The organism is Porphyromonas sp. COT-108 OH1349 (genome assembly GCF_000768755.1).
Taxonomy (GTDB): domain Bacteria; phylum Bacteroidota; class Bacteroidia; order Bacteroidales; family Porphyromonadaceae; genus Porphyromonas_A; species Porphyromonas_A canoris.
The window spans coordinates 292,223-305,836 of the sequence record NZ_JRAH01000034.1; the positions used below are offsets into that span (position 1 = coordinate 292,223).

General features: G+C 43.0%; 8 protein-coding genes and 3 tRNA genes. 9 read left to right on the forward strand and 2 right to left on the reverse strand.

The genetic code is table 11. The features are described from left to right. Positions 1-15: 15 nt before the first annotated feature. On the reverse strand, positions 16-3,453 hold the full coding sequence (gene ileS / locus JT26_RS09015) for an isoleucine--tRNA ligase (protein WP_036848986.1): 3,438 nt from the start codon (positions 3,451-3,453) through the stop codon (positions 16-18). Positions 3,454-3,926: 473 nt separating this feature from the next. On the opposite strand from ileS, the gene JT26_RS09020 reads away from it, so the two are divergent. Together JT26_RS09020 and JT26_RS09025 are read left to right on the forward strand one after the other, a co-directional pair. Continuing rightward, positions 3,927-4,346 (forward strand): hypothetical protein, encoded by a 420-nt coding sequence (locus JT26_RS09020; protein ID WP_036848988.1) that lies wholly within the window; start codon positions 3,927-3,929, stop codon positions 4,344-4,346. A gap of 120 nt (positions 4,347-4,466) precedes the next feature. Then, positions 4,467-5,993, forward strand: a complete 1,527-nt coding sequence (locus tag JT26_RS09025) for a GH3 auxin-responsive promoter family protein (RefSeq protein WP_036848990.1) — start codon at positions 4,467-4,469, stop codon at positions 5,991-5,993. On the opposite strand, the gene mltG is transcribed toward JT26_RS09025, so the two are convergent. Next, positions 5,986-7,050: an endolytic transglycosylase MltG gene (gene mltG / locus JT26_RS09030; RefSeq protein WP_052110494.1), complete on the reverse strand. Its 1,065-nt coding sequence runs from the start codon at positions 7,048-7,050 to the stop codon at positions 5,986-5,988. The genes JT26_RS09025 and mltG overlap by 8 nt on opposite strands. Positions 7,051-7,128: 78 nt before the next feature. Here mltG and JT26_RS09035 point away from each other — a divergent pair. The 7 genes from JT26_RS09035 (at position 7,129) to JT26_RS09065 (ending at position 12,650) form a co-directional block, all read left to right on the forward strand. Then, positions 7,129-7,215, forward strand: a tRNA-Ser gene (locus tag JT26_RS09035). Between the two features lie 370 nt (positions 7,216-7,585). Next, the gene (locus JT26_RS09040) at positions 7,586-8,038 is read left to right on the forward strand and encodes a hypothetical protein (protein WP_036792368.1); all 453 of its coding nucleotides are present in this window, start codon (positions 7,586-7,588) and stop codon (positions 8,036-8,038) included. A 392-nt stretch (positions 8,039-8,430) separates the two neighbouring features. After that, on the forward strand, positions 8,431-9,159 hold the full coding sequence (locus JT26_RS09045) for a carbonic anhydrase family protein (protein ID WP_036792373.1): 729 nt from the start codon (positions 8,431-8,433) through the stop codon (positions 9,157-9,159). Positions 9,160-9,404: 245 nt separating this feature from the next. Continuing rightward, positions 9,405-10,118, forward strand: coding sequence for a hypothetical protein (locus JT26_RS09050; protein ID WP_152567017.1), 714 nt, complete (start codon positions 9,405-9,407; stop codon positions 10,116-10,118). A gap of 188 nt (positions 10,119-10,306) precedes the next feature. Then, positions 10,307-10,380 (forward strand) — tRNA-His (locus JT26_RS09055). Positions 10,381-10,500: 120 nt separating this feature from the next. Beyond that, on the forward strand, positions 10,501-12,468 hold the full coding sequence (locus JT26_RS09060; RefSeq protein ID WP_036848996.1) for a fructose-1,6-bisphosphatase: 1,968 nt from the start codon (positions 10,501-10,503) through the stop codon (positions 12,466-12,468). 110 nt (positions 12,469-12,578) lie between these two features. Next, positions 12,579-12,650, forward strand: a tRNA-Arg gene (locus tag JT26_RS09065). The last annotated feature ends 964 nt before the right edge of the window (positions 12,651-13,614 follow it).

Consider the following 13,614-nt stretch of genomic DNA (forward strand, 5'->3'; position numbering starts at 1 on the left):
TTATTTATATTCCCATCAAGATTGTACCTTTTCCAGAACAAGAGGTACTATTATCTCGTTTATATCTATCGTATCTGCACTGTTCTCATCCAAGTTTGAAGAGAATGCTATATCCAATGCCTGAACCTGTGTACAGATATATTCCATGTGTGTCTGTATGCTTTGTTGGAGATCCTCATCGCATTTGATGGTGATCTTTATCTTGTCCACAACATCAAAGTTCTTTGACTTTCTGAGGTTTTGCACACGATTGATAAACTCTCTTGCCTCTCCTTCTCGGCGCAGTTCTTCTGTTACATTGATATCCAAAGCCAATGTCAAAGTTCCCTCATTGGCAACCAACCAGCCCGGAATATCTTCTGCAAAGATCTCCACATCGGCTCTATCTACCGTTATGTTAGAACCTGCCACTTCAAACGATATGGATCCTGCCTGTTCAAGGCTGTTTATATCCTCTTGTTCCAGAGCGGTAAGATATGCAGCCACCTGCTTCATGTGAGCACCGCACTTGGGGCCCAATGCTTTGAAATTCGGCTTCACACGTTTTACTATAACGCTGTCGGAAGGATCCACAGTCTCGATAGCTTTCACATTGACCTCATTGATCACGATGTGCTCTATCATTTTCAGATTTTTCCTGAACTCTTTATCTATCGTCGGAACAATGATGCGGGTCAGAGGCTGACGCACTTTAAGATTTGCTTTTCTTCTTAGTGCCAACACCATGGAAGAGATATTCTGTGCAAGTTCCATGCGTGCTTCAAGAGCAGTATCTATCTCACGGTTGTCGGAGACAGGGAAGTCGGCCAAGTGAACTGATACCGGATCTTCTTCTGACGCCGTGCTCATCTGAAGGTCTCTGTATAGCATGTCTGCGTAGAACGGAGCTATTGGAGCCATCAGCTTGGCTACCGTTTCCAGACAGATGTATAGAGACTGGTAAGCGCTCAGCTTATCTTCGGTGAGACCACCGCCCCAGAATCTTTTACGACAGAGACGCACATACCAGTTTGAAAGCTGATTCGTTACAAATTCGGCTATTGCACGTCCTGCCCGTGTCGGTTCATATTGTTGAAGGGCACTATCCACCTCCTCTATAAGCGTATTAACTTTAGAGAGTATCCATCTGTCTATTTCCGGTCTATCCTTGTACGGAATCTCGTTTTGCTCGTTGTAGAAGCCGTCAAGGTTTGCATAAAGGGCAAAGAACGAATAGGTGTTGTAAAGCGTTCCAAAGAACTTTCTTTGAACCTCTTCCAGCCCTTCTATATCAAATTTCAGGTTATCCCACGGAGAGGCATTGGTCATCATGTACCAGCGCAACGGGTCTGAACCATATTTGTTGATTGTCTCAAACGGATCCACACCATTACCAAGACGTTTAGACATCTTGTTGCCATTCTTGTCCAATACCAATCCGTTCGAGATCACTGCCTTGAAAGCGACAGAGTCCATCATCATGGTAGACAGCGCATGAAGCGTATAGAACCAACCTCTGGTCTGATCCACACCCTCGGCGATAAAGTCTGCCGGATAGGCTTGATGATTATCTATGAACTCCCTATTCTCAAACGGATAGTGCCATTGTGCAAAAGGCATGGCACCGGAGTCGAACCAAACATCTATCAGATCCGATTCTCTGTGCATCGGTTCGCCATTAGGCGCAACAAGAACAATCTCATCGACAAAAGGTCTGTGAAGATCTATCTTGTCGTAGTTCTCATTGGAGAAGTCGCCGGGAACGAATCCTTCGAGAGGATTTTTGCTTGTAACTCCAGCTTTGACAGCTTTCTCTATCTCTTCGTAAAGCTCCTGTACGGAACCGATACATATCTCATGCTTGCCATCCTCTGTTCTCCAGATTGGAAGAGGTGTTCCCCAATAGCGGCTTCTGGAAAGATTCCAGTCCTGAAGGTTTTCCAACCACTTTCCGAAACGCCCTGTGCCCGTGCTTGCAGGCTTCCAAAGGATTGTTTCATTCAGCTCTATCATACGCTCTCGTACGGCTGTAGATCGGATGAACCAGCTGTCAAGCGGATAGTAGAGGATTGGTTTGTCTGTTCGCCAACAGTGAGGATAGTTGTGTACGTATCGCTCGATCTTGAAGGCGAGCCCTTGTTGCTTAAGCATCATGCAGAGCTTAAGGTCGAGAGACTCCTCATCCTTTTTCTGTTCGGAGTCGTCGTATTCTGTTTTTACAAAGTGTCCTGCATACTCGTCATACAGAGATTTGTCCACATAGGAGCTGATAAACTCTTCGGACAGATCTTCATACCTGTAATATTTTCCGGACAGATCTACCATAGGTCTTTGCTTGCCTTCATGGTCTATAAGCAGAAGACCTACGATGTCATTGGCTTGCGCCACTCTGGCATCATCTGCACCGAATGTGGGAGCTATGTGTACGATACCCGTTCCATCCTCTGTTGTAACAAAGTCGCCCGATATTACACGGAAAGCGTCTCCCATCGGTTTGATCCAAGGGATAAGCTGCTTGTATCTCATGCCTACAAGATCTGCTCCCTTTAGCTGTGCTACCACTTGGTAGGGGATCACTTTATCGCCCTCCTTGTAGGAGTCAAGGTCCAAAGTAGCCCCGTCTTTATGGAAGTATGAACCCACCAGATCCGAAGCCAAAACCACGGTGATGGGTTTGAATGTATAGGGATTGTATGTTCTGATAACGGAGTAATCTATCTTTCCGCCTACGCAAAGAGCCGTATTGGAAGGGAGGGTCCACGGCGTTGTCGTCCAAGCCAAGAAGTAGGCATCTCCCCATCCCCGCATTTCCTGTTTAGGGTCGCATATCTCAAACTGAGCCGTACAAGTGGTGTCTTTAACATCTCTGTAACACCCCGGTTGGTTAAGTTCATGAGAACTCAGCCCTGTACCGGCAGCAGGAGAGTAGGGTTGAATGGTATAGCCCTTGTAGAGAAGACCTTTTTCGTAGAGCTTCTTGAGCATGTACCAAAGGGTCTCTATGTACTTGTTATCGTAGGTGATGTAAGGATGTTGCATATCTACCCAATATCCCATTTGGTCTGTAAGATCTTCCCACTCCTTAGTGTACTTCATCACCTCTTTTCTACAAGCGTGGTTGTACTCCTCTATGGAGATTTTTGTACCGATGTCCGCTTTCGTGATACCGAGATTCTTTTCCACGCCAAGCTCTACCGGAAGACCATGTGTATCCCATCCCGCCTTACGATCGACACGGAATCCCTTCATGGTTTTATACCTGCAAAATACATCTTTAAGCGTTCTTGCTATGATATGGTGGATACCCGGCATACCATTAGCAGAGGGAGGTCCTTCAAAAAAGACAAAGTCCGGAGCTCCGTTACGAATGTTAAGACTTTTAGCAAAGAGATTTTCAGCCTTCCATTTTTCAAGCATCGTGCGGTTGGTGGAGGCTAAATCCATACCACTATATTCAGTGTATTTTTTATTCATATATCTTGCAGTTCTATATTTTCTACTGAGTTGTTCGAGGGCTTTCTACCCTATATGTTTTATAAGTTGCAAAAATAATATTTTTAAGGGTTACTGCAAAACCCGAAACTATTAAAATTCAAACCCTCTTCCTAACGCTTTAAGAAGCTTCTCTTATCTCGTTTATATCTTGTTCTGAACGTTATAAAAATCTCAAATCAAATCGTGAAGCATGAACATCAAGCTTTGAATATTGGAAACCAAGCCTTGGATCCTGCAAACCAATCTTTGAATATTACAGACCAAGCCTTGAAATCGTTTCCTTAATAGCTTAATCTCTCTTTATAAACAGGTTAAAGAGAGAAAAGAAACGCATTCATCGAGAAGATTTTGAGTAGAAAGTTCGCAATGCACACTCCTTGAATAGTGGAGGATGGCAGATCTGAACGTTTTTCATTAGCTTTGTAGAGTAACACTTAAACAGATTATTTACGATGAAAACATTCTCAAGTCCCGAATTTCCAATAAAGCTCGATATACCTGCTGTTCACTCTTTTCTTACAGATCTGACCAAAGTAGAACCTTTGATCGCAAAGTTTGGAGGAGAGAAGGTTCAGACTCTTTCTGCTTCTGAGGGAGAACTAAAACTGAAAGTGAAAACGCTCGGAGAAGTGGGGTTGAAGTTGATAGATGTTGCTCCGAACTGTATAACCTATCAAGGCGTATCCACTCCCATTCCTCTTCGCCTGAGAATAGAGCTTACGGAAAGAGAGGGCAAAAACTACGGACAGCTGTTGGTAGATGCAGATGTGCCTCCATTCCTGGTCGGAATGGTACGGGGACGCATAGAGCCTAATCTGACCAAACTTGGAGAAATTTTTGGAAATACGGATCTTTCCGAGTATCTGAAATAACTGTTTGGTACGGAATATGTCCGAACCAATATCTTCAAAGGCGAATAGGAGTATGGGGCAACCTGCTAAGCTATTCGCTTTTGTTGCGCTTTGTGTACATCCGAATTTATATAGACAATAATGGATCTTCTGACTAAGATATTGCATCAAGCCACGAAACATCGGGTAAAAGTCCTGAACAGCTACGCAAAAACCGGAGAAGCGTTGCAGGACCAACAGTTGCGGTATATTCTGGATAGAAGCAAGAATACTGCTTACCTTGCACCTTTTCGACTGGGGCAACAGTGTTCTTATGAGCAGTTTGCATCGTCTGTCCCGGTAGTAGAGTATGAGGCTTTGGCACCATACATCGAGCGAATGTTAAGGGGCGAGAAGAATGTTCTTTCTCCTTATTCCGTCACTTGGATGGCAAAAAGCAGCGGTACATCCAATGACAGGAGCAAGTATATCCCGGTTCCAAAGATTTACTTGAAGCAGAACCACTACAAAGCCGGCTCGGATGTGGTCTGGTCTTATCTGGCAGAAAATCCCGATAGCAGGCTTTTTGCATCCAAAGGTTTCGTGCTTGGCGGGAGTCATGCTCCTACGTACGAGGGAAGCGGGATCCGGACAGGAGATGTCTCTGCCATACTTGTGCAAAATATGCCAAGCATCGGGGAGTGGATCAGAGTCCCTTCAAAAGAGATTTTGTTGATGGGAAACTGGGAGGAAAAGCTGGAAAAGCTCATCCCGGTGATAGCCAAAGCGGATGTGGGAAGCATTTCGGGCGTTCCCTCATGGCTATTGATGGTGATAAAGAGAGTGCTCGACTACACAGGGGCAAAGAGTGTGGCGGAGATTTGGAACAATATCGAGGTGTTTTTTCATGGAGGTATCAGCTTCGACCCATACAGGGCAGAATACGGCTCCATAATGGGAAAGGAGATCTTTTATAGAGAGACCTACAACGCTTCCGAAGGCTTTTTTGCACTTCAAGATGAGAGTCAAGATCCCGGAATGTTGCTTCTTCTGGATCACGCTGTATTCTATGAGTTTTGGCCTCTGGACGCATATAACAGAGGAGACGAAAGGGCTATCGTGCCACTTTCAGGCGTGAAGAGAGGTAGCCCTTATGCTATGATCATCACCACAATAGGAGGTTTGTATCGTTACATCATCGGGGATGTCGTGGAGTTTACATCCATCTATCCTCACAAGATAAAGATAGTGGGGCGGACAAAGTCTTATATCAACGCATTTGGAGAAGAACTGATGGTGCACAATGCGGACAAGGCAATAGAAAGAGCTTGTGCCGAGACAAGAGCTAAAGTGTCTGAATACACCGTTGCGCCTATCGTGCTGGCGGAAGAGGGAAGAGGGTATCACCGGTGGCTGATAGAGTTTTATACGCAACCCGATTCTCCGGAACAGTTTGCCGATATATTGGATAAAACTCTCAGAGAAATCAATTCGGACTATGACGCCAAGAGGTTCAACGACTACACGTTACTCCCTCTCAAAATGAGTATAGTGCCAAACGGAACGTTTCATAACTGGCTTCACTCAAAAGGGAAGCTGGGAGGACAGCATAAAGTGCCGAGATTGTCCAACAATGCGGATATTCTCAATGCCCTTTTGGATGTGGTCGAAAAGAGGGCTTCTACTTGATACCTCTCTTGTTTAGCTCTTCTTGGAAAAGTCGTGCATTCTTCAAGTGTGTGGCATAATCGGCGGCAAAGATATGTTTGCCTGAGAAGTCGGAGTCCGCACACATATATAAGAAGTTGTGGCTTTGGGCGTTCAGAACAGCTTCCATAGCCTCTTGAGATGGAACACAAATAGGGGTAGGCGGCAGACCTCTATTCTTATAAGTGTTGTAGGGAGAGTCTATCTCCAAATGCTTTTTCAACACACGCACTATGGAATAGTCCTGATGGGCAAAAATGATGGTAGGATCTGCCTGCAACGGCATACCCAACCGCAACCTGTTCAGATAGAGACCGGCAATGGTGGCTAACTCCGGTTGGTATCTGCTCTCCAAGCTTACAATGGAAGCCAAGATCCTGACCTCGAAAGGTGTAAGACCTAAACTCTCTGCACGATCCAAACGTTCTTTGCTCCAAAACTCTTCGTATCTCTTTACAAGCATCGTAACCACCTCTTTGGGAGAAGTATTCCAAAAGAGCGTATATTCTCCCGGTAGAATGTGGTTCAGTAGTGTCGTGTCTTGTATGTTCAGCGATTGTATCAGCTCTCTATCTCGTAGTGCATCGCGATACTCATCCTTTTTGTACATGAGATATTTGGCTAAAACTCTCTCCGTATCTCCGGTAAGTCTGTCGAGTGGCAGTGTCAGAGAGACTTGGTCTTGCTCTCCTTTGCCGATGCGTTTGGATATAGACTCCAAACTTTCCGAGGGATGTATGGTATATGCTCCCACCGATGGGGAAGGAGTATCGGATATAAGGTGTAGATAAGGTAGAAGCGATGGATACTTTACACTGTATAACTCTGTGATGGATCTGCTCACATCATCCCAGCTACTTTCGGGAAAAACGTAAATCCATCCCTTTCCTGCGTTGTACATTCCGAATATTCTCGGATCTTTAAGTCGCTTAACCACCATGTAGGTAAAGACTCCTGCGCACAAAACGACGGCAAGAGACACTATCCCCAACCACTTTGTTATGTTGTTTTTCTTCTTTCTTTCCATTATTTCTGCCATTTACTTACAAAGATAGAAGAAAATGTGCTTTATCTATTGCGTGATAGACTTGGATGTATTATCTTTGCACTCGGAAAAGGAAGTGTGGGTGAGTGGCTGAAACCACCAGTTTGCTAAACTGACGTACGGGTTACCGTACCGGGGGTTCGAATCCCCCCGCTTCCGCAATAAGTACTAATGTTTAGTAACTTGCAGAATTTGTACACGAAATTATGTGTTTAATGCCCCAAAATTAAAGGTTTTGGGGCATTTTTTTGTTTGTATAAAAAATAGAAACGATGGTAAGAAGTTTTTCTGTGATGAAGATTTAATCTATAAGGTAAAGTTTTGCACCATATACAATAAATGATATTAGTAATATCGCTGTTCTGCAAAGGCAGAAATGGTAATCAATCTTTACAAGAATTTCACAATACGACTGAAAAAGACTATCTTTGTGTAGTGGTTTTTGTTAAAAGTTTTTATCGCAGATTAAAAACAATGACGACTTCTTTATGAACTTAAATAGATAGCATGATAAATAAAAATATTGATTATGAATCCACTAGTAAGCAGCTTACAAAAAGCAGAAAGGGAGATTGTTATCAATTACCCATTAAATGAGGTCAAAGCAGCTATTATGTTGCTCTTTGAAAAATTTCCATCAAAGTATATGCTTCAGGAAAATGACATCAATGAAGTATTCAATACATACCATTTTCCAATTTCCAATAATCTAAATCCTGCAATTGCAGATATTGCACTCACAGAGGAGGGAGATAAGACAAGAATACAAATAACTGTTACAAATGCATATGGCTCGTTATCATCTAATTCCATCCTTGTTGGAATCCTAAGCGATTATTTACTCGTACTTGGAAAGGTTTTGAATAAAGAAAGTCTTGAAGATATAGCTCAGACGGTCAATCGTTCGAGTGTGAATTCAGGCTGTCTGATTCTTTTTCTTGTAGGACTTGGGCTTCTTGTATTGTATGTATTATTGACATAAATAATTAGCAAAACATTTTGCACAATCAAAATACATTTTCAGGACTATTTAGAAGCTTCTAAAACAAGAAAGGAAGTATTTCAGCCCTTTTTATTTTGTTTTTCTTCTTATTGGATTAGTGATGTCAATATGAAATCTAAGAACTTTTATTAAACAAAAAATAAGCCCACATTCGGCTCTACAACTCCGTTTTTTGATCTTATAGATGTAGGACTTCATAGTACCTATACGACCTGCGAGTTTACCCTATATGATCTTGGCTTCCTTGATACTTGTAAAAGTATTATCTTTGTGCAAAGGCTTAAATAGCCTTATTGCTGTATCTGTTTATCCTCCTCCTTTCCGAGGATAGAAGGGGGATTTGTGTATTATTAACCATAAAAAACAAGAAGATGAAGAAAATCTTTATGCTTGCCACAGCTGTGGTTATCTTATGTTCCTGCAACGATCAGTCGCAGTCGACTCAATCAGAAACCTCTAACACAGAGCCAAAGGAACTTATCACCGAGGTGCTAACCAAAGACAAACAGCAGGAACTTACTCCTGATATTGTATTGGCCAGTCTGCGCGAAGGCAATGAGCGTTATATTGCCAACAAACAGTTGCCTCGTGATCTCAATGCTCAGTCTGTTGCCAGTCTGGAGGGGCAATATCCTGAAGCAATCATCCTCTCGTGTATTGATAGTCGTGTACCTGTTGAGTATATTTTTGACAAGGGAGTCGGTGATCTTTTTGTCGGCCGTGTAGCCGGTAATGTGGCTGATGAACACATGCTTGGCAGTATTGAATATGCCTGTGAAGTTTCCGGCTCAAAAGTCGTTCTCGTATTGGGACATCAGGACTGTGGCGCTGTCAAAGCTGCCATTAAAGGTGTTGAGATGGGCAATATCACTTCTTTGATGGAGGAGATCAAGCCTTCTGTGGAAGGTACCGAGTACGCAGGAGAACGTACTTACTCTAATAAGGAGTTTGCTGATGCTGTGGTACGTGAAAATGTACTACAGACTATGGATGAGATTCGCCGAGACAGTCCTATCCTCAAAAAACTTGAAGATGAGGGTAAAATAAAGATCTGCGGAGCGATCTATGAAATGTCCACAGGTCGTGTTCTCTTCCTCTAATTAGGAATTAACGTTATACAGAAAGGCTCCCGAAGTTGGTTGTTATCCAACTTTGGGAGCCTTTTTTTATTTAGATGTTTTTCCTTTGTCTGTATCTCTTAGTGTCTTTTCTTTGCTATCAACATGCTGTATTTTGAAAATTCTATACCTTTATCGGCGGAAAGAGAAGCAAGAGAGCATTTAGTAGGCTTTCAAACCACAATACTTTTTGGATAATGTAAGAATATCACGGATTATAACTTATTATGAAAATGAAAAATAGAATGAAGAGATCTTATTTGCCAACATTGTTGATAGCAATTTCCGCATTGTTCTTAGGTAGCACTTCTTATGCTACTAACCAAAATAACGGAAGACCAACTTTAGCCAAAAGAGGAGAAAGTGTTGAAAAAATAGTGCCGGAGGGTTGGGCTTTTGCTCACGAAAAGGGAGATCTTAATAAGGATGGAATTGAGGATATTATCTTAATAGCACAGCCTAATTACAGAGAAAAAATATCTACTCGTGATGATGGATATGAGTACAACTATAATCCGAATATTCTGGCGATCTATTTCGGTACGGAGTCCGAGGGATATAAAATCTTTAAGATGTGGGATAATGTTATCCCGACAGAGGAAGATGAGTATACTAAATATGAGTCTTATCTTAAAATTACCGACAAAGGAGTATTCGACATCATAGTCAACTTTTTTGCCATTGCTGGTACTTACGGAACATCTAATACCACTTACAAGTTTAGATTTCAGTCGGGAGACTTTTTCTTGATTGGAAAAGAGATCTCCGGTTTTAGCCGCTCATCGGGGGAAAGTTCTGTGGTGAGCTACAACTTTTTAACAGCAAAAAAGTGCACTACTACGGGTAATATGTTTGATGAAAGTGTAAAGAAGAAAGTTGTTTGGACGAAATTAGTAAAGAGACGCCTAAAACCTCTCGGATCATTTTATCTTGAACCTTAAAGATTATAGCTGCTGAAAGATTGAATATATCCTTTGCTTTTAAGGATTGAGTTGGTAAATTGAGTTGATTTTGCTTCATATTGTGCAGAATGTGCCAATATTCATCAGTAAAAAGCTTTGAATCCCTTGTTAATCCAAAATAAATATCTACATTTGCAGAGCAAAAGGGAAATAGACCTTTTGAAGATGGAGGTTGTAGCTCAGTGGTAGAGCACCGGATTGTGGTTCCGGGTGTCGCGGGTTCGAAACCCGTCTTCCTCCCAAAAGTTAAGGCTGTGTTACCATATAGATTTGGTCGACACAGCCTTTCTGCTTTATATCTGATCTATTTACTATCTTTGAAGACAGAAAAAACAAATCATTATAGACATTGACCTTAAAGATGAAAATTAAGAATTATAGTCTGGAATATCTGCAACTCTTGGCAGAGAAATTTCCTTCTGCAGTTGAGGCTGCCACAGAGATTATCAATCTTGAAGCCATACTAAGTTTACCTAAAGGCACAGAGCATTTCCTCGCAGATATTCATGGGGAATACGAAGCTTTTGATCATGTACTCAAGAATGCTTCCGGCAGTATAAAGCGGAAAGTAGATGAGCTCTTCGGCGCATACGTCAGGCAAGATGAGAAGAGGGAGTTGTGTACTCTTATCTACTATCCCAAGGAGATGTTGGAGCAGGTTCATCGCAGGGAGGAGAATATAGAAGAGTGGTATCCGGTGATTCTGAACAAGCTTATCCAAGTCTGCAAGAAAGTTTCCGAGAAATACACTCGAAGCAAGGTGAGAAAGTCTCTACCGAAGCAGTACAGTTATATTATACAGGAGCTTTTGCACGAAGATGCCGGCAATGATCACAAGTCCGCTTACTACCACAGCATTTTCAAGTCCATCATCGAAACCGGAAAGGCAGAGGACTTTATCATTGCATTGTGCCAGACGATACAGCGGCTTGTCATAGATCATCTTCACGTGGTTGGGGATATATATGACAGAGGGCCGGGAGCTCATCACGTGATGGATACGCTCTCTAAGTATCACAACTTCGACATTCAGTGGGGTAATCACGATATGCTTTGGATGGGAGCCGCTTGTGGCAATGCTGCATCCATGGCAAACGTTTTAAGAGTCTCTCTCCGCTATGCCAACCTGAATACTTTGGAAGAAGGATATGGAATCAATCTGCTTCCTCTTGCTCGCTTTGCAATGGAGACCTACGCCAATGACGAGTGCAAGGTATTCCGTCCCAAACTTGGCTCTGCGGACAAACTTTACGATGAGAACAGCGCTTACCTCATTGCTCAGATGCACAAGGCAATATCCGTGATTCAGTTCAAGCTGGAGCACGAAATCATTTCTCGACACCCTGAGTATGGAATGGAGGACAGGAATCTGCTGCATAAGATGGATCTGGCAGCCAAGACCATTACTCTGCCGGACGGAAAGAGCTATCCTCTTTTGGACACCAACTTCCCAACGATAGATCCGAAAGATCCTTACAAACTGTCCGACAAAGAGAAAGAGATCGTCGAAAGGCTGCTGATCAACTTCCGACACAGCGAAAAGCTACAGAAACACATCGACATCCTTTACAAGCACGGCAGCATGTATTTGTCATATAACGGCAACCTGCTTTATCATGCCTCCATTCCGATGAACGAAGACAAGACATTCCGAGCTTTGCGCATCGGGAAAACCTCTTATTCCGGAAAAGCATTGTACGACAAGATAGACAGCATTGTGCGAGAAGCAAGGGTGAGCAGCAGTGTTGCGAAGAAGAAAGAGAAACAGATGGCGATAGACTTCATGTGGTATCTCTGGTGCGGTCCGGACTCTCCACTCTTCGACAAGTCGGCAATGACCACACTGGAGCGTTATCTTGTGGAAGACAAAGCCACTCATCACGAGCAGAAAGGTTACTACTTCGTCTATCGGAAAGAAGAAGAGGTGTGTATCAAGATACTCGAAGAGTTCGGACTTTCCGGCCCCGACTCTCATATCATCAACGGACACGTTCCCGTAAAAGCCGTAAAAGGAGAGCAGCCCATACAAGCCGGAGGTCGCATGATGCTCATCGACGGAGGCTTCAGCAAAGCCTACCAGAAGAGCACCGGCATTGCGGGCTACACGCTTATCTTCAACTCTCACGGGTTGCATCTGATACAGCACGAGCCATTCTGCTCCACACAGAGAGCAATAGAGAAGATGGAGGACATTCAAAGCTCTACGGTACTGAAAGCCGCCACCTCCCATCGCATCTATGTTCGAGACACAGACAACGGCAAAGTGCTCAGAAGCCAGATCGACGCCCTTAAAGCTCTTCTCGAAGCCTACAAGTACGGAAAGATTTAGCTGCAAGAAGCACTTTCCTCACTTGCAAAGCAGCAAAAGAGTATTGGCGATTAGAAATAAAAGCCTTACTTTTGCACTCTCACAACGGTAGTGAGGAACAAAAATACCGGGGCCTCGTAGTTCAACGGATAGAACGGAAGTTTCCTAAACTTCAAATATGGGTTCGATTCCCGTCGGGGCTACTCACCACAACAACGTCGATGCACTGATATATAATATGTATATCGGTGCATTTTTTATTCTCCGTTCCCACACCAACGCCCCATCTTTTTCTCCTGCTTCTCTGCATTTCTCGGTCTTCTGTGCGATAAGAGAGACATTTCCTCAAAAAACTCCCAAGCATAAACTCAAAAATTACCGAGTAAAAACTCTATTCTTATCAAGTAGTTCTATATTTCTCGCCGTGAAATGAATATTTCTCGCCGTGAAACGAATATTTCTCGCCGTGAAACGAATATTTCTCGCCGTGAAATATATAATAGGTGCTTAAGAGTCAAATTTTAGATCAGTAGAAGAATAAAAATTGTTAGGTAAAAACTTGAGAGTTATTGGGCAGGAGAATGTGAGTTGTTGAGGATTCAGATGAGAGTTGTTGAGGATTCGGATGTGAGTTGTTGAGGATTCAGATGAGAGTTGTTGAGGATTCAGATGNGAATGTGAGTTGTTGAGGATTCAGATGAGAGTTGTTGAGGATTCGGATGTGAGTTGTTGAGGATTCAGATGAGAGTTGTTGAGGATTCAGATGAGAGTTGTTGAGGATTCAGATGAGAGTTGTTGAGGATTCGGATGAGAGTTGTTGAGGATTCGGATGTGAGTTGTTGAGGATTCAGATGAGAGTTGTTGAGGATTCAGATGAGAGTTGTTGAGGATTCGGATGAGAGTTGTTGAGGATTCGGATGAGAGTTGTTGAGGATTCAGATGAGAGTTGTTGAGGATTCGGATGTGAGTTGTTGAGGATTCAGATGAGAGTTGTTGAGGATTNAGGATTCGGATGAGAGTTGTTGAGGATTCAGATGAGAGTTGTTGAGGATTCGGATGTGAGTTGTTGAGGATTCAGATGAGAGTTGTTGAGGATTCGGATGTGAGTTGTTGAGGATTCGGATGTGAGCTGTTGGATAGTCGGGTGCAGGTTGTTGAGGAGGAGGT